Raw genomic sequence first — 24,245 nt, forward strand, 5'->3', positions numbered from 1 at the left:
CTGGTCCGGCGCCGTGCCTACACCGCCAGGAAGCCGCCGTCGACCGGCAAGGTCACGCCATTGACGTAGGACGCCATGTCCGAGACCAGGAACGCCACCGGGCCTACGAGCTCCTCCGGCTGGCCGACGCGGCCGAGCGGCGTGCGGCTCATGAAGCCGGCGAGCCGCTGTGGATCGTTGCGGGTGGATTCCGTCATCGCGGTCGCGATCACGCCGGGCGCGATGGCGTTGACGCGGATGCCGTCGGCCGCGAGCTCGCGCGCCAGCGCCTGGGTCAGCGACTTCACGCCCCCCTTGGACGGCGAATAGCCGAGCGTGTTACTGATGCCGATGAAGGACGCCACCGAGGCAATGTTGACGATCGTGCCGCGCGTCTCGCGCAGGGCGGCGAGAAACGCGTAGGTGACGTTGAACACCCCGTTGAGATTGACGTCGATCACGCGCTGCCAGTTCTGCGCTGCGCGGGGGGAGTCGATGTTTTCCCGAATGATGATGCCGGCATTGTTGACGAGAATGGAGACGGCGCCGACCTCGGCGCGGAGCTGTGCCGCCAGTGCCGCGCAGCCCGGGGCATCGGTGACGTCGAGCGTGTAGGCCCAGGCCTTGCGGCCGTGGCCGCGGATCTCGGCGGTGGTGCGCTCGGCGCCATCAATGTCGATGTCAGTGATGACGACATCGGCGCCGCGGCCCGCGAGCCCGAGCGCAATCGCGCGGCCATTGCCGTTCGCCGCGCCGGTGACCAGCGCCAGCTTCCCTGCCAACATCTGATGGTCGCTCATGCGGCGCTCCTCTTGGCGGCACGTTCGGCGAGATGCCGGCCGGCAATGTAGCCGAAGGTCAGCGCCGGTCCCAGCGTGATGCCGGCGCCGGGATAGTTGCCGCCCATGATACTCGCCATGTCGTTGCCGGCGGCATACAGCCCCTCGATCGGCTGGCCCTGCGCGTCGAGCGCGCGGGCATGTTCGTCGGTGCGGATGCCGGCATAGGTGCCGAGATCACCGATCACCATCTTGATCGCGTAGAACGGCCCGTCCTTGATCGGCGCCACGCACGGGTTCGGCCCATGCAGCGCATCGCCCTGGTAGCGATTATAGGCGCGCGAGCCCTTGCCGAAGCTCGGGTCCTGGCCGAGCGCCGCGTCGGCGTTGAACGCGGCCACCGTGGCTTCAAGCGACATCGCATCGATCCCGGTCACGCGGGCGAGCTCGGCCAGCGTCGCGCCGCGCTTCAGATAGCCCGTGCTGAGATGATGCCCGAGCGGCATCGGGAACGGCGGCACGCAGCCGAGGCCATAGCGACGCAAGGAGCGGTGATCGGTGACCAGCCAAGCCGCGATCTCGCGCCCCGGCTTGGCCGTCTTGACCATGGCCTGCACGAAGTCGTGGTAGGAGTTGCCCTCGTTGGCAAAGCGCACGCCATCGGCGGTCACTGCGATCACGCCCGGCTTGGCGCGGTCGATGAAGTGCGGCATCACGCCCTTGCTGCCGTCCTCACGCGTGGTGACGGAGACCGGCACCCACGCCGCCGCATGCGGCAGGCCATCCTCGACACGGCCGCCGACGGCTTCCGCCAGCCGCAGGCCGTCGCCGGTGTTGCCTTTGGGGCCTGGCGAAACATGCTCCTGGCCGGTCGGCGCATGCGGAAACATCGCCCGGCGACGTTCGACATCATGCGGAAAGCCGCCGCAGGCGAGCACCACGCCGAGCCGCGCATTGACTCGGACACGCTTGCCGTGCCGCGTGACGACCGCGCCGCGCACGGCCTCGCCGTCGCGGATCAGCTCGGCCACGGGTGACGACAGCCACAAGGGAATGCCGAGGTCGAACGCGGACTTCGCGAGCCGTCCCGCCAGCGCATTGCCGTTGGTGAGCGTCATGCCGCGGCCATGGCGCAGCACGTCGCGCGCATGCTTCGACAGCCGCTTGGCGACATAGAACGCCGAGGCCAGCGACTTGGTCGCGCGCATGAAGTGGATGATCTCCTTGCCGGAGCCGAGCATCATGCCGAACACGGTGAGCTCGGGCAGGGGCTGTCCGAGATCCTTGATGTGGTCACCGAGCTCGCGGCCGTCGAACGGCCGCGTCACCATCGAGCGGCCGCCTTGCGTGCCGCCCGGCGCCTCTGCGTGATAGTCCGGAAAGGTCAGCGGCATGTCGAACTTCAGCGCGGTCTTCCCGGTGAAGAAGTCGACCGCCTCCGGCCCCCTGGTCAGAAACGCGTCGACGCGCGCGGCGTCGAAAGCGTTGCCGGCCTCGTGGCGCATGTAGGTGCGCGCCAGCTCCGGCGGCTCGTCGATGCCCCAGGCCTTCGCAAGCGACGTGCCGGGAATCCACAGCCAGCCGCCGGAGCGCGCCGTGGTGCCGCCGAATCGCGGCTCCTTCTCGGTGACGACGACCTTCAGCCCGGCATGGGCGGCGGTGACCGCCGCCGACAGCCCGGCACAGCCGGAGCCGACCACCAGCACGTCGCAATCATAGGTGTCGCCGTTGTTGGGACCAGCTCCGCTCATGCCTCGCGCTCCTACTTCTTCAACAGCGGGCACTTGGATTCGGAGACCGGCCGGAACGCATCCTCGCCCTTCACGGTCTTGACGATCTCCAGATAGTCCCACGGCTCCTTCGACTCCGACGGCTTCTTGACGCGGGCGAGATACATGTCGCGGATCACGCGGCCGTCCTCGCGCAACTTGCCGCCGTGGACGAAGGTGTCCTCGATCGGCAGCTCGCGCATCTTCGCCATGACAGCCTTGGGTTCATCGGTGCCGGCCGCCTTGATGGCCTTGAGATAATGCAGCACCGAGCCATAGACGCCGGTCTGGATCATCGTCGGCATCACCTTGGTGCGGGCGTAGAACTTCTTCGACCAGGCGCGGGTGGCCTCGTCCATGTTCCAGTACGACGCCGTGGTCATGTAGGTGCCCTGCGCGGCGTCGAGCCCGATCGCGTGCACGTCGGTGTCGAACATCAAGAGGCCGACCAGCTTCTGGCCGCCCTTGACGAGGCCGAACTCGCCGGACTGCTTGATCGCGTTGTCGGTGTCCTGGCCGGCATTGGCGAAGGCGACGACATCGGCCTTCGAGCTCTGCGCCTGCAAGGCGAACGACGAGAAGTCCGCGGTGTTGGTCGGATGCCTGACGCCGCCCAGGATCGTGCCGCCGAGCTCCTTGATGAAGCGCGTCGCGTCCTTCTCCAGCTGCTGGCCGAACGCGTAGTCCGCCGTGATGAAGTACCAGGACTTGCCGCCCTGGCCGATCACCGCCGAGGTCGTCACCTTCGACAGGGCGTAGGTGTCGTAGGTGAAGTGCACGGTGTTGGGGCTGCACAGCTCGTCGGTCAGCGAGCTCGCGCCGGGGCCGGACAGCAGCGCGATCTTGTTGCGCTCGCGCACCATGTTGTGCACGGCGATGGCAATGCCGGAATTGGGGATGTCGACCACCGCGTCGACCTTGCCGTTGTCGAACCAGTCACGCACCACCGTGGTGCCGACGTCGGTCTTCATCTGGTGATCGGCGCTGATGATCTCGATCGGCTTGCCGAGCACGGTGGGACCGAACTCCTCGAGCGCCATCTTGGCGGCTTCGACGGACCCTGGGCCGCTGTTGTCGCGTCCCCAACTGGAGAGGTCGGTCAGCACGCCGATGCGGACTACGTCGTCCGAGACCTGGGCCGATGCGGTGGTCGCGATGAATGATGTCGTTGCCAGAAACGCGCAGGCGAGCAGCTGCCGTCGCATGAGGATCCTCCCGGTTCGTCCGCTCTGTCGGCGGTCATGCCAGGAAGTTAGGCAATGGCAAATAGATTTGTCAATGACGAATGAACGAGGTGCGGCGCACAAGGGGACGGTAGCGACTCATCGGAGTAGGTGTCGGATGCTGCTCGGCGCTGTCGACGCAGCGGGCGCGTCGCCGTCGCCTCTCGGGGGTGGACAAAGACTGCAAGACAAGTTCGGGATTCCGGGTTCAAGGCCTGCGGCCTTGCCCCGGAATGACGGCGTGGGGCGCGGTAAGCGAGTCGGTCCTACACCCGCGGCATGAGCTGCAATTCAAGCAGTGCCAGCCGTTGCATCACCGTCGGGTCCCGCTCGCCGGTCTTGGCGGTGCGGAGCACCGACTCGGCGAGCCAGGTGACGTGCGTCGAGCTCACAGGCTCCGGCAGGGCGGCAACCGCGCCGTCGAGCGCCTGGGTCATCAATGCGATCACGTCCGGCGAAAAGGCAGCGTCTGAAAAGTCCTTCATAACAGGCTGTCCGCAGCAGGAGATTCGACTGACAATCACGCATTACGCTGCGAGGCTCGACAATTTCAGCTAAACTAACGCGCCTCGCCGCAGCCCGGTTCCGTCCGGCCGCTGCTTCGGATGCGCAGAAACGCGGATCTCCCATGCGCAAACTGCCCGTCGAGCCAATCTGCCGCAGGGGCCTCTGCTTGTGTCGTCGGGCAAATCAGGACGATCTTTCCGCGCATCCCGCCTCACATCGGAGGGCGTTGCGCGCGATCGTCACGACACGCGAGGCGGGGAGCGGTGGCCTGTCGGATCGCAGCGTGCTGTTTGCGCGTGGACGAACGAGTCCGGCAGGACGATGAAATCGCAGCGTCCTGGCGCCCCGATGCTGGCGTCAAGTTCGCGAGGGATGCCCATGGGGAGTCCTTGGGGCATCGCGCGGGCGATGGTGGCTACAAGCCCGGACACCAGGGAGACTGCGTATAAGTCGGAAGCCCATCGCGCAGGGAGGGCCGGGTCGTCCGGCTGACCCGTGGTACCTGCCGCCTGCATTTCTTTCGCAGGCGGGCCACGGACCTCAGTCGAGGTCCGGCCTTCCCTGCGCCCTCCTGTTCGAGAGGGTGATCTAATTTGATAGCTCGGGCGCTGACCGCGTCGCGAGAAGTTTTGACCATGTCTCCAGCAAACGGATTGAAGCGATGGTGGACGGCAGCAGCCCCGGGTTCGTCATGGCCGGGCTTGTCCCGGCCATCCACGTCGCACCGCGTACGCCGAACGACGTGGATGCCCGGGACAAGCCCGGGCATGACGAGCAAGAGGTGGTGGTCTCCCGCCTCATCAGCACCGAATGCTGTTTCAGCGACACCGAGCTTGCAGCTACCCCTTGATGAACGCCAGCAGGTCGGCGTTGATCACGTCGGCATGTGTCGTGGCCATGCCATGCGGGAAGCCCGGATAGGTCTTGAGCGTCCCATGCTTCAACAGCTTGATGCCGATGCGCGCGGAATCGTCGATCGGCACGATCTGGTCATCCTCGCCATGCATCAGCAGCACCGGCACGTCGATTGCCTTCAGATCCTCGGTGAAGTCGGTCTCCGAGAACGCCTTGATGCAGTCATAGTGCGCCTTGGCGCCGCCCATCATGCCCTGGCGCCACCAGTTGCGGATCACGCCTTCGGAGATCTTGGCGCCGTCGCGGTTGAAGCCGTAGAACGGGCCGGTCGGGATATCCAGGAAGAACTGCGCGCGGTTGGCGGCGAGCGCCGTGCGGAAGCCGTCGAACACCTCGATCGGCAATCCGCCCGGATTGCTCTCGGTCTTCAACATGATCGGTGGCACCGCGCCGAGCAGCGCTGCCTTGGCGACGCGGCCCTTGCCGTGCTTCGCCACGTAGCGCGCGACCTCGCCGCCGCCGGTGGAATGGCCGACGTGAACGGCGTCCTTCAGGTCGAGCTTGGCGGCGAGTGCCGCGACGTCGGCCGCATAGGTGTCCATCTCGTTGCCGTTCTCGGTCTGGCTCGAGCGGCCATGGCCGCGGCGGTCATGCGCGATGACGCGAAAGCCCTTGTCGAGGAAGAACAGCATCTGCGCGTCCCAGTCGTCGGACGACAGCGGCCAGCCGTGATGGAAGACGATGGGCCGCCCCGAGCCCCAATCCTTGTAGAAGATCTGCGTGCCGTCCGATGTCGTCACGAATCCTGAGCTCATGGGTGTGCCTTTCTGATGGGAAGAGAGCGGCTGCGGTCAAGGCGCAGCCCGCCTGCTGTCCGCGTCACCAGACGATGTCGGGGATGCGACGCCCGCGCAGCATAACGGTAGCCGGTGACATTCTCAGCAATACTCAGGTCGATGCGACATTGTTGCGCTCCACGAGACTGCGCGCCGGCTGCTCAATCGATGAGCTGACCGCCGCAATGGGCGGTGAACTGAGACTGCTCACTTTCGCAGCCCCCGCCCGGTTCCGCGGCAGATCCCCGCGAATCGCGCCGCGGAACCGTTCGAGCCCATCGTTGCGCCGCGGCCCGCGATCGCATAAAGCCTGTTCCCAAATCGTTCACGTTGGCTCAAGCTCATGGGCTAACCCACTGAAAGCTCGACGCTTATGGGAAAAACACTGATTCCGCCGGAGCCGGCGGAGATTCACGAGGTCGCGCTGCGCGAGGCGCTGGAAGAGCGCTATCTGGCCTACGCGCTCTCCACCATCATGCACCGCGCGCTGCCCGACGCCCGCGACGGCCTCAAACCCGTGCACCGGCGCATCCTCTACGGGATGCGGCTGCTGCGGCTCGATCCCGGCACGGCGTTCAAGAAGTCGGCCAAGATCGTCGGCGACGTGATGGGTTCGTTCCATCCGCATGGCGACCAGGCGATCTACGACGCGATGGTGCGTCTCGCCCAGGATTTCTCCTCGCGTTATCCGCTGGTCGACGGCCAGGGCAATTTCGGCAATATCGACGGCGATAACCCGGCTGCCTACCGCTACACCGAAGCGCGCATGACCGATGTCGCGCGGCTGCTGCTCGAAGGCATCGACGAGGACGGCGTCGAGTTCCGGCCGAACTATGACGGCCAGTCGAAGGAGCCGGTGGTGCTGCCCGGCGGCTTCCCGAACCTGCTCGCCAACGGTGCGCAGGGCATCGCGGTGGGCATGGCAACCTCGATCCCGCCGCACAACGCCGCCGAGCTGTGCGACGCCGCGCTGCATCTGATCGAGAAGCCCGATGCGAAGTCGCGCGCGCTGCTGCGCTGGGTGAAGGGCCCGGACTTTCCGACCGGCGGCACCGTGATCGACTCCAAGGAGCAGATCATCGAGGCCTACACCACCGGCCGCGGCGCGTTCCGCGTCCGCGCCAAGTGGAAGCAGGAGGAGGGTAACCGCGGCACCTGGATCGTGGTCATCACCGAGATCCCGTATCTCGTGCAGAAGTCGCGTCTGGTCGAGAAGATCGCCGAACTGCTCAACGAGAAGAAGCTGCCGCTGGTCGGCGACGTCCGCGACGAATCCGCCGAGGACGTGCGGCTCGTGATCGAGCCGAAGTCGAAGAACGTCGATCCCGCGCTGATGATGGAATCGCTGTTCCGGCTCACGGATCTCGAGAGCAAGATTCCGCTGAACCTCAACGTGCTGATCAAGGGCAAGATTCCGAAGGTGGTCGGGCTGGCCGAGTGCCTGCGCGAATGGCTCGACCATCTGCGCGACGTACTGCTGCGGCGCTCGAACTACCGCAAGAAGCAGATCGAGAACCGGCTGGAGATTCTCGGCGGCTATCTGATCGCCTATCTCAACATCGACGAGGTGATCCGGATCATCCGCACCGAGGACGAGCCGAAGCCGGTTCTGATGAAGACCTTCAAGCTCACCGAGGTGCAGGCCGAGGCGATCCTCAACATGCGCCTGCGTTCTTTGCGCAAGCTCGAGGAGATGGAGATCCGCACCGAGGACAAGAACCTGCGCGGCGAGCTCAAGGGCATCAACGAGCTGCTCGCCTCCGAGCCGTTGCAGTGGGCCAAGGTCGGCGATCAGGTCAAGACCGTGCGCGACCTGTTCGGGCCGAAGACGCCGCTCGGCAAGCGCCGCACGAATTTTGCCGACGCGCCGGAGCATGATCTGGCTGCGATCGAAGAGGCCTTCATCGAGCGCGAGCCGGTCACGGTGGTGGTCTCCGAGAAGGGCTGGGTGCGCACGCTGAAAGGTCACGTCGCCGATCTGTCGAACCTGCAGTTCAAGACCGACGACCAGCTCGGCCAATCCTTCTTCGCCGAGAACACCTCCAAGGTATTGCTGTTCGCGACCAACGGCAAGTTCTACTCGCTCGATGTCGGCAAGCTGCCCGGCGGCCGCGGCCATGGCGAGCCGATCCGCATGTTCATCGATCTCGACCAGGACGCCTCGATCGTCTCGATGTTCGTCACCAAGGGGGAGCGCAAGTTCCTGGTGGCCGCGTCCGACGGCCAGGGTTTTGTCGTCAAGGAAGAGGATTGCGTCAGCAACACCCGCAAGGGCAAGCAGGTGCTGAACGTCACGGCGCCGGCCGAGGCGCGCGCGATCACCACCGTCACGGGCGATCAGGTCGCGGTCATCGGCACCAACCACAAGATGGTGGTGTTCGGCCTCGACCAGGTGCCGGAGATGGCGCGCGGCCGCGGCGTCCGTCTGCAGAAATACACCAGCGCGCAGCTGTCCGACGTCACCACGTTCGAGCAGAAGCAGGGCCTGGCCTGGAAGGATTCCGCGGGACGCGACCAGGGCCTGAGCTGGAAGGACCTCGCCGACTACCGCGGCAACCGCGCCGACGCCGGCCGCATCGCGCAGGGCCTGCCGAAGTCGAACAAGTTCAACCGGCCGATCGAGTGAGGCGGGCAGGCGTGAGATGAGCGAAGCTTCGACATCGTACGCCTGTTCGGCAAGCCATCGGCTGGTGCAACACATGAGGTCGTCGTCCCGGGCAAGCCCCGCGCGCACAGCGCGGGGGGCGCCGACCCGGGACCCATAACCACAGGACGCGGGATGGGGCAGGCTGGAACGACGCGCGCACCAACCGATTGCCGCCGGTGGTCATGGGTCCCGGCGTTCGCCGAGACGACATCGAGAGCAATCATCAGCAGCGAATGTTAGGTCGCATGGCGCAGTCGCATTCCCATCACGACGACCATGACCACGACGACCATGATCATCATGGCCATGCTCACTCCTCGTCACATTCTCACTCCCACGCCGGCCACAGCCACGCCCCCACCAGCTTCGGCGCGGCGTTCGCAATCGGCGTCTCGCTCAACACAATCTTCGTCATCGCCGAGCTCGTGTTCGGCTATGCCGCGAACTCGCTGGCGCTGATCTCCGACGCCATTCACAATCTCTCCGACGTGATGTCGCTGCTGCTGGCCTGGGGTGCGCTGTGGCTCTCCGGCCGCCGGCCGACCGACCGCCACACCTACGGCTATCGCCGCGCCTCCATTCTCGCCGCGCTGATCAATGCCGGCCTGCTGCTGCTCGTGGTCGGCGGCATCGGCGTCGAGGCGTTCGACCGCCTGCGCAATCTGGGCGAGGTGGCCGGCGTCACCGTGCTGTGGGTCGCAGCGCTCGGCATCGTCATCAACGGCGCAACCGCGCTGCTGTTCATGCGCGGCCGCGACACCGACCTCAACATCCGCGGCGCCTATCTGCACATGGCGGCCGATGCAGCCGTTTCGTTCGGCGTCGTCGTCGCGGCTGTCATCACGATCTGGACCGGCTGGCTGTGGGTCGATCCGATCGTCAGCATCGTCATCGCCCTCGTCGTTCTGCTCAGCGGCTGGGATCTCGCCCGCGACAGCGTCAATCTCGCGCTCGACGCCGTGCCGCGCGACATCGCGTTGCCGGCGGTGCGCGACTATCTCGCTTCGCTCGACGGCGTCAGCGAGGTCCACGACCTCCACGTCTGGGCGATGAGCACCAACGAGACCGCGTTGACCGCGCATCTCGTGTGCCCCGGCGGCACCGACGACGCCTTCCTGCACCGGGCGTGCGCCGAGCTGTCGCGCCGCTTCAACATCCAGCATCCGACCCTGCAGATCGAGGTCGACGGCAAGCCATGCAAACTCGCGCCAGCCGACGTGGTGTGAGGAGACGATGCGTCAGCTCCATCCCGCCAGCCTGATCAGCACACCGGCGGCGCAGGCGGCGGCGAGCACCGTGAGCATGCCGAGCTTGAAACGGAGGATGGCGAGCGCCGCGGCCAGCGACAGCAGCAGCGCGGCGCCGTCGACGCTGGACAGCACCGGCGCATCAAAGTCGAGCCCGAAGCCGCTGACCGGTACGGTCTGGCGGAACAACGTATGCAGCGCGAACCAGATCGAGAGGTTGAGGATCACGCCGACCACGGCCGCAGTGATCGCGCCGAGCGCGCCTGCCAGCCCCTTGTTGCCGCGCAGGCGCTCGATATACGGCGCGCCGACGAAGATCCACAGGAAGCATGGCGCGAACGTCACCCAGGTCGCGAGCAGGCCGCCCAGCGTGCCCGCGATCAGCGGCGAGAACGACCCGGGATCGCGCGACGCGGCGACGAAGCCGACGAATTGCAGCACCATGATCAAGGGGCCCGGCGTGGTCTCGGCCATGCCGAGCCCGTCCAGCATCTCCGCAGGCTTCAGCCAGTGATAGTGCTCGACCGCCTGCTGCCCGACATAGGCGAGCACCGCATAGGCGCCGCCGAACGTCACCATGGCCATCTTGCTGAAGAACAGCGCGATCTGGCTGAACGTGCTGCCGCTGCCCGTGGTCGTGACGATCGCGGCGACCGGAACCAGCCACAGCGCGAGCCAGACCAGCGCGGTGACCAATGTGCGGCGCGCATTCGGCTTGGCATGCTCCGGCATGATCTCACCGAGCGCGCTGTCGCCATCGCCGTTGCCGCTGGAGCCATGACCCGCGGCGGCGAATTCCGGCCGGCCGGCGCGCGCGCCGAGATAGCCGATCAGGCCGGCGGCGACGATGATCAGCGGGAAGGGCACAGCGAAGAAGAAGATCGCGATGAAGGCCGCTGCCGCCAGCCCGATCATGACGTTGTTGCGCAATGCGCGGCTGCCGACGCGCACCACGGCCTGGATCACGATCGCGAGTACCGCCGCCTTCAGGCCGAAGAACAGCGCCTCGACGAACCAGACATGGCCGAACGCGACGTAGATCCAGCTCAACGCCATGATCGCGACGATGCCGGGCAGGATGAACAGGCCGCCGGCCATCAGGCCGCCGGCGGTCCGGTGCATCAGCCAGCCGATATAGGTCGCGAGCTGCTGCGCCTCCGGGCCGGGCAACAGCATGCAGTAGTTCAGCGCATGCAGGAATCGGCTCTCCGACACCCACCGCTTCTCGTCGACGATGATCCGGTGCATCACCGCGATCTGTCCGGCCGGGCCGCCGAACGACAGCGACGCCACGCGCAGCCAGACCTTGAATGCCTCGGCGAAGCTGACGCCATGGCCGGCGTCAGCCTCAGAGGGGGCAGTCGATGAGACCAGCTCGGTCATGGCTTCACCTTGTTGGTCGGCCAGTTGTGCGATTCGCTCGTGGCATCCCGGCACCAGCGATAGAACGCATCATAGAGGCCAAGGCCAGCCTCGAGTTGGGTGAGATCGTCATCGTACATGCGGGACAGGCCGAGCGACGCGGCGAGCAGGCCCGGCGCCTCCTGGCTGAGATCGAGCCGGGCGGTATCTGCCGCGCGCACGATGGTAGCGAGCCGCTGCAGGGCAGGGGTCGTCAGCCCGAATTCTTCGACCATCACGTCGAAGGTGCAGAGCTCACCGCGATGACTCCAGAAGGTGTTCTCGACATCGAACGGCGCGGCCTGGAAGCGTTCGGCGACCGCCATGACCTCGGATGGCGCGACGTACAGAAACACGGCCTGCGGGTCGACGAAGCGACGGATCAGCCAGGGACAGGCGATGCGGTCGATCTTCGGGCGGGCGCGCGTCACCCAGACGGTTCGCCCGTCGGCATCGCGCGGCGGCAGCCTGGCGACCGGAACGAGCGGCAAGCCCGCCGCCGTCCAGGCCTCGAAACCACCCTCGAGATTTTCGGCCGAGGCCTTGGCAACCCGCAGCCAGGCCGCCGCACCATGGGACAGCTTGGCGCCACGCTGGCAGATGACGATCACCGATCGGCCGGCGAATTCAGTGCTCCACTGCGCGGCCTGCAGCGCGGGGCGCCGGACCGCGCCGGGAATGAGCCGGGGATCGGCGGCGAAATCCTCGTCGGTACGAACGTCGATCAGGACCGGGCCCTGCGGGGTTCCGATCAGACGGCTGAGCTTGTCTGGAGATATCGATGCGAAGGATGACATGATGCGTCCTCGTGCGAGAATGACGGGACGCGATACTTGGGCATGTCGCCTCGTGGGGAGATCGCGATGTCCCCATATGGAACATTACAGCGGAACCGGTTTGCGCTGTCAATCGTGGTGCAGGGCGGCTACGTCCCCTTGTGGTAACGTGGGGACCGCGCCCCGCGGGGCGTGCCGAGACCGATGAGGAGAATGGCCGATGCCATCACAAGCCGATCATTGGGCGCATGATCACATCTTCCTCGGCGCCCAGCACGAGCGAAACGAGCGTCGCACCTGGTTCGTGGTCGGCCTGACGCTGGTGATGATGGTCGGCGAGATCGCGGCCGGCTCGCTGTTCGGCTCGATGGCGCTGCTCGCCGATGGCTGGCACATGGGCACGCATGCGGCGGCGCTCGGGATTGCAGGGCTCGCTTATCTCTTTGCCCGCCGGCACGCCCGCAATCCCTCCTTCAGCTTCGGCACCGGCAAGTTCGGCGAGCTCGCGGCGTTCTCCAGCGCGCTTATCCTGCTGATCATCGCCGTCCAGGTCGCCTATGAGAGCGCGGTCCGGTTGTTCAACCCCGAGCCGATCGCCTATGGCGAGGCGATCGCGGTGGCCGTTCTCGGTCTGCTCGTCAATCTCGTCAGCGCGTGGCTGCTGGCCGGCGAGCACCAGCACCACCATCATGGTCACCACGATCACGAGGGTCATCATCACGACGATCACGGCGACCACGATGATCACCATCACGACCACCATCATCATGGTCACCACGACAACAATCTGCGTGCGGCCTATCTGCACGTGCTGGCGGACGCGGCGACCTCGCTGCTGGCGATCGGCGCACTCCTGATCGGCATGTATCTGGGCTGGAGCTGGGCCGATGCGGCCGTGGGTCTGATCGGCAGCGTCGTGATCGCAAGCTGGGCCTATGGGCTGATCCGCGATGCCGGCGCGGTGCTGCTCGATGTCAATGGCGACCGGCGCCTGGAGGCAACGATCAGGGCGCGGCTGGAGGCGGGCGGCGACCGCGTCACCGACCTGCATCTGTGGCAGGTCGGGCCCGGCCATCGCGCCGTCGTCGTTTCGATCGTCTCTCATTCCCCTCTGGCGCCTGCCATGTACAAGCAACGCCTGAGGGACCTGCACGGCCTGAGCCACGTCACCGTCGAGGTGGAGCACGGCCTGCACGCCTGAGACCTGGTTATTGATTGAAGTTGGGGATCTGTTTGAATGACTGTCACGATCTTTCACAATCCTGCCTGCGGCACGTCGCGCAACACGCTGGCGATGATCCGTGCCTCGGGAGAGGAGCCGGATGTGATCGAATATCTGAAGACACCGCCGAGCCGCGAGCAACTGATCGCGCTGATCAACGCGATGGGGATCAAGGTGCGCGACGTGCTGCGCGAGAAGGGCACGCCCTTCGCCGAACTCGGTCTCGGCGATCCCAAATGGACCGACGACCAGCTGATCGAGGCGATGCTCGCGCATCCGATCCTGATCAACCGGCCGATCGTGGTGACGGGCAAGGGGGCGCGGCTGTGCCGCCCGTCCGAGCTCGTGCTCGACCTGCTCGACCATCCCGTCGCCTCGTTCACCAAGGAGGATGGCGAGGTGGTCAGCCGGCCTGCCTGACGCTTTGCCGCACGTGTTGCGAGAAACTGGTGAGTTGAACCATGGATACGGCGACCCGTCTCGAAGTGATCAATTGGCTCACGGCGCAGGGACTGACCGGCGTGCCGGAAAACGAAATCCTGCGCGGCTTCTGCGAGCGTTGCTGCGCGGCCGGCCTCGAACTGTCGCGCAGCCTCGCGATCATCGATACGCTGCATCCGATTTTCGAAGGACGTGGCTTCCGCTGGAACGACTGTGACACGAACGAACCCGACAGTTTCGAATATGGCTCCAGCAATGAGGGGGAGGCGGCGCAGAACTGGCGTCGCTCCGTTTTCCATCACATGCTGCAGACCGGTGACGATGAGTTCCGCATCGACCTGATGAACTCGGCGCATCTCGATTTTCCTGTCATCGAGGAGCTCTCGGCCCAGGGCCATCGTCACTACCTCGCCTTCGTGCACCGCTTCGGCGAAGCCGGCACGCTCGGGCAGATGGACTGCTTCTATTCGAACTGGCTGACGCGCCGCCATGACGGTTTTACCGAGGATCAGATCAGCGCCTTGCGCGACCTGCTCCCGCTGCTGGCATTCACGATCAAATCGGCGCAGCAGGTCGACATCGTGCGCACGCTCGGCCGGGTCTATCTCGGCCGCGATGCCTCGGAGCAGGTGCTGCGCGGCCGGATCTCCCGTGGTGTCACCGAGCGCATCAACGCCGTGCTGTGGTTCTCCGACCTGCGCAGCTCCACCGCGATCTCCGAAAGCATCTCGCCGGACGAGATCATCCCGCTGCTGAACGACTATGCCGAGGCCTCCATCGACGCGATCTATGAAGCCGGCGGCGACGTGCTGAAGCTGATCGGCGACGGCGTGCTGGCGATCTTCACCGGCGACATGGCCACGGCCCGGCAGGCGGCGCTGCGCGCCGAGCATCGCTTCCGCCTCAACATCAACGAGCTCAATGCGCGGCGAAATGGGGAGGGCAGGCCCGTGACCACGGCCTATGTCGGGCTGCATGTCGGCGAGGTGTTCTATGGCAACATCGGCAGCGAGGACCGGCTCGATTTCACCGTGGTGGGACCTGCGGTCAACGAGGTCAGCCGCATCGCCTCGATGTGCCGCTCGGTCGATCGCGAGCTCTTGGCCTCATCGGAATTCTGCGCCGGGCTCGACGACGAGGGGCGCCGCTATCTCGTGTCGACCGGCCGCTACGCGCTGCGCGGCATTGGCCGCGCGCAGGATCTCTACACGCTCGATCCGGAGATCGCGGCGAGCCAGCCTGCGACGCGCGCCTACGAGAACTACCTGACGTAGGAATGACCTGGCGGACGAGATGTCGCACCCTTGACCCACGTCAATGCTCGGGAGAGCCTGATCTGCCCAGCATCATCTGCCGGGGAGATGACGCTCATGTACTCACATATTCTGCTGCCGACCGATGGTTCCGACCTGTCCAAGGCCGCCATCAAGCACGGCGTCGCGCTGGCCAAGGCGACCGGCGCCAGGGTCACCGCGCTGGTGGTGTCGACGCCGCTGCATTCCCTCGTTGTCGATCCGCACGCCGCGACCAAGGCGCTCGCGCAATACAAGTCGCTGGTGGCCGACCAGACCGCGAAATATCTCGATCATGTCAAGGATGATGCGGAGCAGGCGGGGGTCAGCTGCGCCACGCTGTGCGTCGAGCACGACAAGCCGTATGAGGCGATCGTCGAGACCGCGCGCAAACAAGACTGCGATCTCGTGCTGATGGCCTCGCATGGGCTGCGCGGCGTCTCCGCGATTCTCGGCAGCGAGACCTTGAAGGTGTTGACGCATTCGACGGTGCCGATCCTGGTCTATCGCTAGGCCGGCTGCGGCGCCGGCTGCTGCGCGATCGTGACGGCGGGGGAGCTGACGATGACGAGCGCCTGCAGGCCGAAGATGGCTGCGGCGAGATAGAGGCAGGCGTCGGCGCCGTAGCGGCCGCCGACAATGGCGCCGAGCAGCGAGCCGAGCGGGCGGGCACCGTAGCTCAGGATGTTGATGGCCGAGACGCGCCCGAGCAGTCCGGCCGGCGTCACGGATTGCCGCAAGGTGGTGGTCGAGATCACCCAGAGGATCGGGCCGGCGCCGAGCAGGAAGAAGCTCAGCGCTACCAGGAGCGGAGATGGGACGAGTGTCGTGACCGCCATCACCAGTGCCGCGACGAAGCCGGTGACGGGACCGAGCCCGATGACGGTGCCGAACGGCACGCGCCGCATGATGCGTGTCGCCAGAAGCGCACCGCATACCATGCCGGCGCCGAACATCGACAACACCGTGCCCACGCCGCCTGCCGACAGGCCGAGCCGGTGCACCGCATAGGGTACGAACACCGCGAGCAGCAGGAAATGCGCGGTATTGAAGATGAATTGCGTCACGAACACCGGTCGCAGCAGCGGATGATGCAGGACGAAGGCGGCCCCCTCGCGGATATCGGCGAACGGATGCCGGCGTGGCGCGGGCGCGCGGGCAGGCTCGGCGATCCCGGCGAGGCACAGCGCAGCGCTCAGCGACAGCGCCGCCGCGACACCGAAGGCTGGCGCGCCGCCGATCCATCCGACCAGCATGCCGCCGACAGCGGGCCCGGCGGCGAAGGCGACGGTGCGGGCCAGCTCGATCCGCGCATTGGCAGTGGCCAACTGCGTCGGGGAGACGAGGCTCGGCACCAGAGCCGGCGCGGCGACGCTGAACACGACGGTGCCGCACACCGCGGCGAAGCCCAGCGTGGCGAGCAGCGGCAAGGTCAGAGAACCGGTCGCGAGAGCCACGAGGATCGCAAGCAGCGCCAATGCGCGCAGCGCTTCGGCGGCTGCCATCAATCGCCGCCGCGGCATGCGGTCGGCGAGCAGGCCGGCCGGAATGGCGAACAGCACGAACGGCGCGGTCAGCGCCGTCTGCAGCAAGCCGGTCTCGCCCTCTCCGACGCCGAGCGCAAGCACGGCGACGATCGGTGCGGCGGCGAGCGCAATCTGCTCGGCCGATTGCGCCGTGAGGTTGGACCAGGCGAGACGGTGGAAGGCGGCGGGCAGGGCAGAGGACGGCAGCATGTCGGGCGACCCAATGTGATGATGCTGCCATCATCAGCTGCGGGGCGCGCCGCGCCCACCCGCTTTCCGTTCACCGCGACCGCGCGCCGCTCAGCCCGCGCCCGACGCTTCGGCAAGGCCCCACTGCTCGGGCAATGTGCGGAACGCCAGATGCGTGCCGGCATTCAGCGGCGCGGTCTTGAAGCCGAACTTGTGCCAGGCCAGCGCCAGCGCATGCTTGGTGTAGATCGAGATGTGGCCGTTGCGCGGGCCGATGTACCACCAGGACATGCCCTGGCTGTCGAAATCGTCCGGCTGGGTCAGTGTCGAATAGAACACCGCGCCGGGCTCGGCGACGCAGGCCGCCATCGCGCCGATCGCCGCCAGTGGATCGGGCACGTGCTCGAGCGTCTCGAAGCAGGTCACGAGATCGTACTTGCCTTCAGGAACCCTCGCGTGCTCCGGCACCATCGGGTCGTAGGTGAGAGCTTCGGCGAAGCCATGGGCGCGCAGGCTGGTGCAGAACACGTCATTGCCGCCGCCGAAGTCGAGCACGCGCATGCCGCCCTTATGCGGCGCCCAGAAGCGGGCTACGGCGGCCGCATTGTCGGTCGGGCGCTTGATCCGATACTCTGGATCCACGGCCTCATAGCCGTCGTTGTAGATGTGGGTCCTGAACTGCTCGATGCTCCAGTCGTCGAATGCGTCCGTGAACAGGAAGCCGCAGTCGGCGCAGCGGCGGTAATAGATCGGTACGCCGGACAGTGCGGCCTGGTGCACCTGCGCGCTCTGGCATGGACGGTTCATGTCGACCACGCCGTAGAGTTTGGCGGGACCGTCACAGATCTTGCAAGGCATGGGCGCGTTCGACACGGGCCGGAGACCAAGTTGGGCAGACAGCATGTTGAATTCCGTCAGTGGGGCAAGGAAGGCCGATGCTGCCGCTGCGCCAGATCAGCCCCGAATCGGCACGAGCGTCCTGTTCCGATGATGGAGCGGTATGGGAATATTTCCAGCGTCCGCACTGCAAGGGTGGCGTTGGCTGCTCTTGCAAATAAGTTGCATTAAAGGTCGGTTTCGTTCAGGATGATACAATGGACGCAAAATCGACTGATCTTTCGCAGCTGCATGCCATGGTTCCGCCGAGCGACCGCCGGATGAGCGGGTGGCGCAACGAGCGTGGCGAGCCGTCGCTGGGCGACATGTTCGGCTCGGTGCGAACCTCCGCCAAGGGATCCCTGTGGCGAAAGCTGATCGCGTTTCTCGGCCCCGGCTATCTGGTCGCCGTGGGCTACATGGACCCCGGCAATTGGGCGACCTCGCTCGCCGGCGGAGCCAAGTTCGGCTACGTGCTCCTCTCCGTCGCGCTGCTCTCCAATCTGATGGCCATCGTGCTGCAGTCGCTGTGCACGCGGCTCGGTGTCGCCACGGGACGTGACCTGGCGCAGGCCTGCCGCGACTCGACCCCGCGCTGGGTCTCGGTGCCGTTGTGGCTGTCGGCCGAGATCGCGATTACCGCGACCGATCTCGCCGAGGTCATCGGCACGGCGATCGGTCTCAGCCTGTTGTTCGGACTGCCGCTGTCGATCGGCGTCTGCGTCACCGCGCTCGACGTCTTCCTGATCCTGGCTTTGCAGGCGTTCGGCTTCCGCTGGATCGAAGCCTTCGTGGTCGCGCTGCTCGGCGTGATCGCGCTGTGCTTTGCGATTCAGATCGCGATGGCGCAGCCGGACTGGGCTCAGGTGATCAAGGGCTTCGTGCCGAGCGGCCAGCTCATCGCCAATCCCGAAATGCTCTATCTGGCGCTCGGCATTCTCGGCGCCACCGTGATGCCGCACAACCTGTATCTCCATTCCGGGCTGGTGCAGACCCGCGGCTATGGCGACAGTCCGGAGGAGAAGCGCGAGGCGATCACGCTCTCGACCCTCGATTCCACCATCGCGCTGTGCCTGGCGCTGACCATCAACGCCTCCATCCTGATCCTGGCCGCGGCGACCTTCCACAAGACCGGCCAGCATGACGTCGCCGAGCTCGACCAGGCGCATTCCTTCCTGGCGCCGCTGTTGGGATCGACGCTGGCCCCGACATTGTTTGCGATCGCGCTGCTGTGCTGCGGCCTGAACTCGACGATCACCGCGACGCTATCCGGGCAGATCGTGATGGAAGGTTTCCTGCAGTGGCGGATCGCGCCATGGCTGCGCCGCCTGATCACCCGCATGATCGCCATCGTGCCGGCTGTCGTCGTGACGATCTGGGCCGGCGAGAAGGCGACCGGGCAGCTCCTGATCCTCAGTCAGGTCGTGCTCAGCCTGCAGCTCCCGTTCGCGGTGGTGCCGCTGGTACTGATCACCGCGAGCCGGGCCAAGATGGGGCAGTTCGTGGCGCCGCGCTGGTTGACGGCGCTGGCCGGACTCATCGCCGTCGTGATCATCGCGCTCAATGCCAAGCTGGTGTGGGACCTGGCGACGGGATGAGAACAGGCGAGTGGCTAATAGGGAGTGGCGAACAGGAATCAAGAACTCTATTCGCTACTCCCCATTCGCTATTCGCCCTCTGTCACTCCTGCGGCTCGGGTGCCGTCTCGCCCTCGGCGTCGACGCGCAGCCAGCCGGCCGCCGCCAGCCGCTGTTGCGGCAGATAGCGGCTCTTGTAGTCCATCTTCTTCGAGCCCTCGATCCAATAGCCCAGATACACGTAAGGCAACCCCTGGCGCCGCGCCCGCGCGATGTGGTCGAGGATCATGAAGGTGCCGAGGGAGCGCGTAGTCTCCGAGGGGTCGAAGAATGAATATACCATCGACAGTCCGTCGCTGAGCACGTCCGTCAGGGCGACGGCGATCAGCTCGCCGCCGCGTGCGTTAGGACCATTGCTCAGGTTGCGCTTGCGATACTCGATGATTCGCGTCTCGACGTGGCTGTCCTCCACCATCATCGCGTAGTCCAGCACCGTCATGTCGGCCATGCCGCCGTGGCGGTGACGCTGGTCGAGATAGCCGCGGAAGATCGAATATTGCTCCGAGGTTGGCACTGCGCTGCGCTGCTCGCCGACGAGGTCGGAGTTGCGCGCCAGCACCTTGCGGAAGTTGCGCGAGGGGCGGAATTCGTTGGCGATCACACGCACCGAGACGCAGGCCCGGCACTGGTCGCAGGCGGGACGGTAGGCGATCGACTGGCTGCGGCGGAAGCCGCCATGGGTGAGGAGGTCGTTGAGATCGGTCGCCTTGTCACCGACCAGATGCGTGAACACCTTGCGCTCCTGCCGCCCGGGCAGATACGGGCAAGGCGAGGGGGCGGTCAGGTAGAATTGCGGGGTGTCACGCGAATGCTGGGTCAAGGAACGTCGTGAGCCTCCGAGAAACGTGAAACGGCGATCGTGAACAGAATTGCGCTCCGGAGGCGGCCGGTCAATCGCTTTTGATGCGTCACCTCGGGTCTCACCACGTGCGAGCGGGTTCGCCGAGCTGCGCCCTGACCGACGTGTTGATCACGACGGTGCCGAGCACGTAGTCGTGCAGCAGCCGGCGGCGTCCGTTGAAGAGCCCGATCAGCAGAACGAACGGCGACAGCACCGAGACCGAGATCCAGAAGCAGACCGCATGCACGGCACCGAGCACAAAATAGCCGGGCGCGCCGTACCAGGTCCGCAACTCCAGATCCATCATCCGCATGCCGATCGTGGCCGAGTTCGGGCCGCCGATGGTGGCGCCGTAATAGACAATGGCCCAGATCACCGAGGCAGGCGACACCAGCCAGAACAGCGCCCAGCCGAGGCCGAGCGTGACCACGCCGAACAGCGCGATGAAGATCACGGCCAGGATCACCGGCACCGACAGCACCAGGAGATCGATCAGGAACGCAATCATCCGCCGCGTCAGCACGCCGCGAAACAGCTCCGGCTGCTGAGTGGGATCATAGGCATGTGGCCGTACGCCGGGTCCGCCGCTGGACCAGCCGCCGCCATTGCCCGAGCCCATAGATGCCATCGATATACCCTCCCGAACTGGCAAACAGGACATGGGAACAGCGCGGGCGCTTGCAAGAGGCGATCCTTGCACGCGCGCGGCAAAATTCCGGCGATTTCACGAATTCACGCGGTCGGACGCAGCCACCCGCAGGGTCCGGGCGTTGTCAGCGCCAAAGGCCAGCGTAGCGACATGCAGGCGGCTCACCCCTGGCGGCGAAGGCGCTCGGCGGCTTGCGGCGCGAAATAGGTGAGCACGCCATCCGCGCCGGCGCGCTTGAAGGCGAGCAGGCTCTCCATCATCGCCCGGTCGCCGTCGATCCAGCCGTTATTGGCGGCGGCCGCGATCATCGCGTATTCGCCGGACACCTGATAGGCGAAGGTCGGCATGCTGAAGGTGTCCTTCACGCGCCTGACCACGTCGAGATAGGGCATGCCCGGCTTGACCATCACCATGTCGGCGCCCTCGGCAATGTCGAGCTCGACCTCGCGCAGCGCTTCGTCGGTGTTGGCGCTGTCCATCTGATAGGTGCGCTTGTCGCCGCTCAGCGTCTTGGCCGAGCCGATCGCATCGCGGAACGGGCCGTAGAAGGCGGAGGCATATTTGGCCGCGTAGGCCATGATCTGCACGTCGAGGAAGCCCGACTGGTCGAGCGCCTGGCGGATGGCGCCGACGCGGCCGTCCATCATGTCCGAGGGCGCGATGATGTCGCAGCCGGCTTCGGCCTGGACCAGCGCCTGGCGGACCAGCACCGCGACGGTCTCGTCGTTGAGGATGCGGCCGTCCTTGATCAGCCCGTCATGCCCGTGACTGGTGAACGGATCCAGCGCCACGTCGCAGAGCACGCCGATATCCGGGAATTCCTTCTTGATCGCGCGTACCGCCTGGCAGACCAGATTGTCCGGGTTGCAGGCCTCGGAGCCGTGTTCGTCGCGCAGCGACGGCTCGGTATAGGGGAACAGGGCGATGCAGGGGATGTCGAGCTTGGCGGCGCGCTCGGCGTCGCGGACGATCTCGTCGACGCTGAGCCGCTCCACGCCGGGCATGGACGCGACCGTGCTGCGGGTCCGGTCGCCTTGCACGACGAACAGCGGCCAGATCAGATCGTCCGTCGTCAGCACGTTCTCCCGGACCAGACGGCGCGCCCATTCCGCCTTGCGGTTGCGGCGCGGGCGGATGGTGAGATCGAGCACCGGCGGGGTTCCCGTGGCGGGGTTACGCGCGACGTCGCGCACATCGATCGGGCGCCCGAATTTGATCGCCATGGGGTGCTGGCTCCTTGAGATGGCCGGCGAGCCGGAAATTTTGATTTGTTGGTATTCCAACAATCTGTAGCACTTTGCCCGTCGTCCGTCACTTGACCTGACGCAAGCGGCCCGGGTTGATTTCCGCTCCGGTTGGTTTCACGGTGCGGCCCGGCCAACAACCCCGGCCCAGAATCGCCATCCTCCTGGTCTTGAGAGCCTAGATGTTCCCGACGATGACGTGCCAGACCCGCGCGAGCTGCCATGCCTGAGATTCCCTCGGCGCGGGATCTGGCGCGCGACAACGCCGCGATGTCGATTGCCGCCATGTCCTCCGACCGGCGGGAGGGGGACGACAATGTCTGGACGCGCCGGCTGGTGCTGTTCCTGCGCGTCATGGCGATGCTGTCGATCGCCAAGGGGCTTTATCATTGGGCCCAGGTCACCGGTTTCATCGGCGGCGAGGATGACGCGTTCGAGAACCAGGCGATGGCCTGGCAGGCTGCCACGGTCTATTTCGCCGTGATCGAGCTCGTGGCCGCCGTGGGCCTGTGGCTGGCGACGCCGTGGGGCGCGGTGGTGTGGCTGACCACGGTCGTGTCGATGGCGGTGATCGAGCTGATGTTCCCGGGCATCTATGGCGGCAACCTCGCGGTGGTCGCCGGCGAGGCGGTCATGCTGGCCGCCTACCTCGTGTTGGCCTGGATGTCGGCGCGAGAGCGGCCACCGTAGGTGGTGCCGAAAATTCGTTGCACGCCGTCAATCTTTTCCACGCGATGCAAGTAATGTTTCGAACACCTTAAGAGCGGTTGCCACAGCTGTTACAGAGACCTTAGCAGCGCTACCCAAGCGTGTTTTGGAATGCGACAGGTGGGTGAAACGAAGCGCGAACATCGTGCCTCCACCGTCAACGGACTCTTGCGAAACCCTCTGTAATTACTGAATTAAAAGACGATTCACTCTCCGCGATTCATTCTCTCTTTATGCTCTTATTTAAGGCGATCTTCAAAGCACGCCCCTTAAGTTCGCTCTATCAGACGGGACAAAAGTTTCGTCGAATAAGTCGACAAAAACGACGACAGGGGAAGTGTCATGATGAAAGCCGTTGCGACGGCCGTGGAGACTGCTGCGCCGGGCCAGGGCGGCACCGTCCAGTCGCTCTATCTGGAAGCCCTGACTCTGGTGGAGCGGCTGCACCGCCGTCTGCTCGACGTCATCAAGGACGAGTTCGACCGCCGTGGTCGTTCCGACATCAACTCGGTCCAGGCGCTGCTGCTCTATAATATCGGCGACAAGGAGCTGACCGCGGGCGAGCTGCGCACGCGCGGTTACTATCTCGGCTCCAACGTCTCCTACAACCTGAAGAAGCTGGTCGAGCTCGGCTTCCTCGATCACCAGCGCTCGCGCGTCGATCGCCGCTCGGTCCGTATCCGCCTGACGCCGCAGGGCCAGGAGATCCGCCGCATCGTCGATGCGCTGTACCAGAAGCACGTCAAGACCGTGGAGCAGGTCGGCGGCATTTCGAGCGAGGAGTTCTCCACGCTGAACAAGTCGCTGCATCGCCTCGAGCGGTTCTGGACCGACCAGATCCTGTATCGGCTTTGATCGCGCTCACATCCTCTCAGCTGAACCGGCCTCCGCTTGCGGAGATGTAAGACCGGACGGCCAAATGGTTTCATCTCGCGCCGGCTCCACTGGGGCCGGCGCTTTTCTTTTGTTCGCGCTTGTCTTCGCTGTTGCGAGAAACTTTTGATGCGAACTGGAACCAATCTCGTCTTCAAGGCTTATCTCGGCCGGAGGTCGGACCATGCTGCACGATCGCGGAATGCAGGTCATGAACGTGGAGTTGGTGGCCGACGCCTACGCGATCGCCGCCAACTATCTGCGTTTGTCGGGGGCCCTGCCGGAGACGATCACGCCGGATGAACGGCTGGTCGACGTCATCGTGCAGCTGATCCACCGCGGAGAATTCAACAAGCTCAGGCTGGCAAACAAGGCGATCTCGATGTTCGAGATGGCCTACGCGGCCTGACCATCAAGAGGGGATGATATGGAAGCTGCCATCGATCGCATCATGCATACGTATGACCTGCTGGCCAACCGCACCGCTGCCGCCAGCGCGGAGGCGCGTCAGAAGGTCAGCGCCTACATTCAGACCCTCTTCGAAGCCGGCGAGCGCGATCCGCATCGTCTCACGGTCTGCGGCCTCACTTATCTGCGCCAGCTCGACGGCCGCGTCGATCCAGTGAAGGCGGGTTACACCGGCCTCTGATATCGTCCGCGCAAGTTGCTCGCCGCGCGCTTGCCTCATGATACCGACAACCTGTATGAGACCGTCTGGTTTCATTCAG

The 24,245-nt window shown here is 65.6% G+C and carries 24 protein-coding genes; 12 read left to right on the forward strand and 12 right to left on the reverse strand.

Features of this window, described 5'->3' with window-relative positions; translation table 11 throughout:
• Positions 1 to 17 precede the first annotated feature (17 nt).
• The 4 genes from NLR35_RS06040 to NLR35_RS06055 form a co-directional block, all read right to left on the reverse strand.
• Positions 18 to 779 carry an SDR family NAD(P)-dependent oxidoreductase gene (locus NLR35_RS06040; protein ID WP_257165631.1) on the reverse strand — a complete coding sequence of 254 codons (762 nt, stop codon included), beginning with the start codon at positions 777 to 779 and terminating at the stop codon, positions 18 to 20.
• A complete protein-coding gene (locus tag NLR35_RS06045; RefSeq protein WP_257165632.1) occupies positions 776 to 2,509 on the reverse strand; it encodes an FAD-dependent oxidoreductase in 1,734 nt (577 codons plus the stop codon). The genes NLR35_RS06040 and NLR35_RS06045 overlap by 4 nt, the downstream gene beginning before the upstream one ends.
• Before the next feature lie 11 nt (positions 2,510 to 2,520).
• The gene (locus NLR35_RS06050; RefSeq protein ID WP_257165633.1) at positions 2,521 to 3,732 is read right to left on the reverse strand and encodes an ABC transporter substrate-binding protein; all 1,212 of its coding nucleotides are present in this window, start codon (positions 3,730 to 3,732) and stop codon (positions 2,521 to 2,523) included.
• A gap of 284 nt (positions 3,733 to 4,016) precedes the next feature.
• On the reverse strand, positions 4,017 to 4,235 hold the full coding sequence (locus tag NLR35_RS06055) for a hypothetical protein (protein WP_257165634.1): 219 nt from the start codon (positions 4,233 to 4,235) through the stop codon (positions 4,017 to 4,019).
• 683 nt (positions 4,236 to 4,918) lie between these two features.
• On the opposite strand from NLR35_RS06055, the gene NLR35_RS06060 reads away from it, so the two are divergent.
• Positions 4,919 to 5,107, forward strand: a complete 189-nt coding sequence (locus NLR35_RS06060; protein WP_257165635.1) for a hypothetical protein — start codon at positions 4,919 to 4,921, stop codon at positions 5,105 to 5,107.
• On the opposite strand, the gene NLR35_RS06065 is transcribed toward NLR35_RS06060, so the two are convergent.
• On the reverse strand, positions 5,097 to 5,927 hold the full coding sequence (locus tag NLR35_RS06065) for an alpha/beta fold hydrolase (RefSeq protein ID WP_257165636.1): 831 nt from the start codon (positions 5,925 to 5,927) through the stop codon (positions 5,097 to 5,099). The two genes, NLR35_RS06060 and NLR35_RS06065, sit on opposite strands and share 11 nt — an antisense overlap.
• Positions 5,928 to 6,321: 394 nt before the next feature.
• Between NLR35_RS06065 and parC the strand changes: the two genes are divergently transcribed.
• Together parC and NLR35_RS06075 are read left to right on the forward strand one after the other, a co-directional pair.
• The gene (gene parC, locus NLR35_RS06070) at positions 6,322 to 8,574 is read left to right on the forward strand and encodes a DNA topoisomerase IV subunit A (RefSeq protein ID WP_257165637.1); all 2,253 of its coding nucleotides are present in this window, start codon (positions 6,322 to 6,324) and stop codon (positions 8,572 to 8,574) included.
• Positions 8,575 to 8,840: 266 nt separating this feature from the next.
• Positions 8,841 to 9,821, forward strand: coding sequence for a cation diffusion facilitator family transporter (locus NLR35_RS06075; RefSeq protein ID WP_257165785.1), 981 nt, complete (start codon positions 8,841 to 8,843; stop codon positions 9,819 to 9,821).
• 12 nt (positions 9,822 to 9,833) lie between these two features.
• On the opposite strand, the gene chrA is transcribed toward NLR35_RS06075, so the two are convergent.
• Both chrA and NLR35_RS06085 read right to left on the reverse strand, forming a co-directional pair.
• Complete coding sequence (gene chrA, locus NLR35_RS06080; protein WP_257165638.1) at positions 9,834 to 11,225, reverse strand: chromate efflux transporter; 1,392 nt, start codon at positions 11,223 to 11,225, stop codon at positions 9,834 to 9,836.
• Positions 11,222 to 12,040, reverse strand: a complete 819-nt coding sequence (locus tag NLR35_RS06085) for a sulfurtransferase/chromate resistance protein (RefSeq protein WP_257165639.1) — start codon at positions 12,038 to 12,040, stop codon at positions 11,222 to 11,224. Before NLR35_RS06085 ends, chrA begins: the two co-directional genes overlap by 4 nt.
• A gap of 199 nt (positions 12,041 to 12,239) precedes the next feature.
• Here NLR35_RS06085 and dmeF point away from each other — a divergent pair, with 199 nt between their 5' ends.
• From dmeF to NLR35_RS06105, 4 genes are all read left to right on the forward strand, one after another.
• Positions 12,240 to 13,220: a CDF family Co(II)/Ni(II) efflux transporter DmeF gene (gene dmeF, locus NLR35_RS06090; RefSeq protein ID WP_257165640.1), complete on the forward strand. Its 981-nt coding sequence runs from the start codon at positions 12,240 to 12,242 to the stop codon at positions 13,218 to 13,220.
• Between the two features lie 36 nt (positions 13,221 to 13,256).
• Positions 13,257 to 13,661, forward strand: coding sequence for an arsenate reductase (glutaredoxin) (gene arsC / locus NLR35_RS06095; RefSeq protein ID WP_257165641.1), 405 nt, complete (start codon positions 13,257 to 13,259; stop codon positions 13,659 to 13,661).
• Positions 13,662 to 13,702: 41 nt separating this feature from the next.
• Positions 13,703 to 14,956, forward strand: coding sequence for an adenylate/guanylate cyclase domain-containing protein (locus tag NLR35_RS06100; RefSeq protein WP_257165642.1), 1,254 nt, complete (start codon positions 13,703 to 13,705; stop codon positions 14,954 to 14,956).
• A gap of 96 nt (positions 14,957 to 15,052) precedes the next feature.
• Positions 15,053 to 15,487: a universal stress protein gene (locus NLR35_RS06105; RefSeq protein WP_257165643.1), complete on the forward strand. Its 435-nt coding sequence runs from the start codon at positions 15,053 to 15,055 to the stop codon at positions 15,485 to 15,487.
• On the opposite strand, the gene NLR35_RS06110 is transcribed toward NLR35_RS06105, so the two are convergent.
• The gene (locus NLR35_RS06110) at positions 15,484 to 16,710 is read right to left on the reverse strand and encodes an MFS transporter (RefSeq protein ID WP_257165644.1); all 1,227 of its coding nucleotides are present in this window, start codon (positions 16,708 to 16,710) and stop codon (positions 15,484 to 15,486) included. The genes NLR35_RS06105 and NLR35_RS06110 overlap by 4 nt on opposite strands.
• Before the next feature lie 90 nt (positions 16,711 to 16,800).
• Positions 16,801 to 17,592: a class I SAM-dependent methyltransferase gene (locus NLR35_RS06115; protein WP_257165645.1), complete on the reverse strand. Its 792-nt coding sequence runs from the start codon at positions 17,590 to 17,592 to the stop codon at positions 16,801 to 16,803.
• A gap of 191 nt (positions 17,593 to 17,783) precedes the next feature.
• On the opposite strand from NLR35_RS06115, the gene NLR35_RS06120 reads away from it, so the two are divergent.
• Positions 17,784 to 19,163: an Nramp family divalent metal transporter gene (locus NLR35_RS06120; RefSeq protein WP_257165646.1), complete on the forward strand. Its 1,380-nt coding sequence runs from the start codon at positions 17,784 to 17,786 to the stop codon at positions 19,161 to 19,163.
• A gap of 82 nt (positions 19,164 to 19,245) precedes the next feature.
• Here the strand turns inward: NLR35_RS06120 and NLR35_RS06125 are convergent, their stop codons facing one another.
• The 3 genes from NLR35_RS06125 to hemB all read right to left on the reverse strand — a co-directional run bounded on the left by NLR35_RS06125 (position 19,246) and on the right by hemB (position 21,915).
• The gene (locus NLR35_RS06125) at positions 19,246 to 20,022 is read right to left on the reverse strand and encodes an arginyltransferase (RefSeq protein ID WP_006612764.1); all 777 of its coding nucleotides are present in this window, start codon (positions 20,020 to 20,022) and stop codon (positions 19,246 to 19,248) included.
• A 100-nt stretch (positions 20,023 to 20,122) separates the two neighbouring features.
• On the reverse strand, positions 20,123 to 20,671 hold the full coding sequence (locus tag NLR35_RS06130) for an RDD family protein (RefSeq protein ID WP_257165647.1): 549 nt from the start codon (positions 20,669 to 20,671) through the stop codon (positions 20,123 to 20,125).
• 182 nt (positions 20,672 to 20,853) lie between these two features.
• Positions 20,854 to 21,915, reverse strand: a complete 1,062-nt coding sequence (gene hemB / locus NLR35_RS06135; protein WP_257165648.1) for a porphobilinogen synthase — start codon at positions 21,913 to 21,915, stop codon at positions 20,854 to 20,856.
• Positions 21,916 to 22,158: 243 nt separating this feature from the next.
• Between hemB and NLR35_RS06140 the strand changes: the two genes are divergently transcribed.
• The 4 genes from NLR35_RS06140 (at position 22,159) to NLR35_RS06155 (ending at position 24,166) form a co-directional block, all read left to right on the forward strand.
• The gene (locus NLR35_RS06140; protein ID WP_257165649.1) at positions 22,159 to 22,626 is read left to right on the forward strand and encodes a DUF6163 family protein; all 468 of its coding nucleotides are present in this window, start codon (positions 22,159 to 22,161) and stop codon (positions 22,624 to 22,626) included.
• 360 nt (positions 22,627 to 22,986) lie between these two features.
• Positions 22,987 to 23,499: a transcriptional regulator LdtR gene (gene ldtR, locus NLR35_RS06145; protein WP_006612768.1), complete on the forward strand. Its 513-nt coding sequence runs from the start codon at positions 22,987 to 22,989 to the stop codon at positions 23,497 to 23,499.
• 202 nt (positions 23,500 to 23,701) lie between these two features.
• The gene (locus tag NLR35_RS06150; protein ID WP_257165650.1) at positions 23,702 to 23,926 is read left to right on the forward strand and encodes a hypothetical protein; all 225 of its coding nucleotides are present in this window, start codon (positions 23,702 to 23,704) and stop codon (positions 23,924 to 23,926) included.
• Between the two features lie 18 nt (positions 23,927 to 23,944).
• The gene (locus tag NLR35_RS06155) at positions 23,945 to 24,166 is read left to right on the forward strand and encodes a hypothetical protein (protein ID WP_257165651.1); all 222 of its coding nucleotides are present in this window, start codon (positions 23,945 to 23,947) and stop codon (positions 24,164 to 24,166) included.
• The last annotated feature ends 79 nt before the right edge of the window (positions 24,167 to 24,245 follow it).

The sequence above is a fragment of the Bradyrhizobium sp. SRS-191 genome (genome assembly GCF_024586915.1).
In the GTDB taxonomy this organism is placed as follows: domain Bacteria; phylum Pseudomonadota; class Alphaproteobacteria; order Rhizobiales; family Xanthobacteraceae; genus Bradyrhizobium.

What these genes read in the sequence shown, in the direction of transcription:
- NLR35_RS06040 (WP_257165631.1), bottom strand. Translation starts at nt 779, where the DNA reads ATGAGCGACCATCAGATGTTGGCAGGGAAGCTGGCGCTGGTCACCGGC.
- NLR35_RS06045 (WP_257165632.1), bottom strand. Translation starts at nt 2,509, where the DNA reads ATGAGCGGAGCTGGTCCCAACAACGGCGACACCTATGATTGCGACGTG.
- NLR35_RS06050 (WP_257165633.1), bottom strand. Translation starts at nt 3,732, where the DNA reads ATGCGACGGCAGCTGCTCGCCTGCGCGTTTCTGGCAACGACATCATTC.
- NLR35_RS06055 (WP_257165634.1), bottom strand. Translation starts at nt 4,235, where the DNA reads ATGAAGGACTTTTCAGACGCTGCCTTTTCGCCGGACGTGATCGCATTG.
- NLR35_RS06060 (WP_257165635.1), top strand. Translation starts at nt 4,919, where the DNA reads ATGGTGGACGGCAGCAGCCCCGGGTTCGTCATGGCCGGGCTTGTCCCG.
- NLR35_RS06065 (WP_257165636.1), bottom strand. Translation starts at nt 5,927, where the DNA reads ATGAGCTCAGGATTCGTGACGACATCGGACGGCACGCAGATCTTCTAC.
- parC (WP_257165637.1), top strand. Translation starts at nt 6,322, where the DNA reads ATGGGAAAAACACTGATTCCGCCGGAGCCGGCGGAGATTCACGAGGTC.
- NLR35_RS06075 (WP_257165785.1), top strand. Translation starts at nt 8,841, where the DNA reads ATGGCGCAGTCGCATTCCCATCACGACGACCATGACCACGACGACCAT.
- chrA (WP_257165638.1), bottom strand. Translation starts at nt 11,225, where the DNA reads ATGACCGAGCTGGTCTCATCGACTGCCCCCTCTGAGGCTGACGCCGGC.
- NLR35_RS06085 (WP_257165639.1), bottom strand. Translation starts at nt 12,040, where the DNA reads ATGTCATCCTTCGCATCGATATCTCCAGACAAGCTCAGCCGTCTGATC.
- dmeF (WP_257165640.1), top strand. Translation starts at nt 12,240, where the DNA reads ATGCCATCACAAGCCGATCATTGGGCGCATGATCACATCTTCCTCGGC.
- arsC (WP_257165641.1), top strand. Translation starts at nt 13,257, where the DNA reads ATGACTGTCACGATCTTTCACAATCCTGCCTGCGGCACGTCGCGCAAC.
- NLR35_RS06100 (WP_257165642.1), top strand. Translation starts at nt 13,703, where the DNA reads ATGGATACGGCGACCCGTCTCGAAGTGATCAATTGGCTCACGGCGCAG.
- NLR35_RS06105 (WP_257165643.1), top strand. Translation starts at nt 15,053, where the DNA reads ATGTACTCACATATTCTGCTGCCGACCGATGGTTCCGACCTGTCCAAG.
- NLR35_RS06110 (WP_257165644.1), bottom strand. Translation starts at nt 16,710, where the DNA reads ATGCTGCCGTCCTCTGCCCTGCCCGCCGCCTTCCACCGTCTCGCCTGG.
- NLR35_RS06115 (WP_257165645.1), bottom strand. Translation starts at nt 17,592, where the DNA reads ATGCTGTCTGCCCAACTTGGTCTCCGGCCCGTGTCGAACGCGCCCATG.
- NLR35_RS06120 (WP_257165646.1), top strand. Translation starts at nt 17,784, where the DNA reads ATGGACGCAAAATCGACTGATCTTTCGCAGCTGCATGCCATGGTTCCG.
- NLR35_RS06130 (WP_257165647.1), bottom strand. Translation starts at nt 20,671, where the DNA reads ATGGCATCTATGGGCTCGGGCAATGGCGGCGGCTGGTCCAGCGGCGGA.
- hemB (WP_257165648.1), bottom strand. Translation starts at nt 21,915, where the DNA reads ATGGCGATCAAATTCGGGCGCCCGATCGATGTGCGCGACGTCGCGCGT.
- NLR35_RS06140 (WP_257165649.1), top strand. Translation starts at nt 22,159, where the DNA reads ATGCCTGAGATTCCCTCGGCGCGGGATCTGGCGCGCGACAACGCCGCG.
- ldtR (WP_006612768.1), top strand. Translation starts at nt 22,987, where the DNA reads ATGATGAAAGCCGTTGCGACGGCCGTGGAGACTGCTGCGCCGGGCCAG.
- NLR35_RS06150 (WP_257165650.1), top strand. Translation starts at nt 23,702, where the DNA reads ATGCTGCACGATCGCGGAATGCAGGTCATGAACGTGGAGTTGGTGGCC.
- NLR35_RS06155 (WP_257165651.1), top strand. Translation starts at nt 23,945, where the DNA reads ATGGAAGCTGCCATCGATCGCATCATGCATACGTATGACCTGCTGGCC.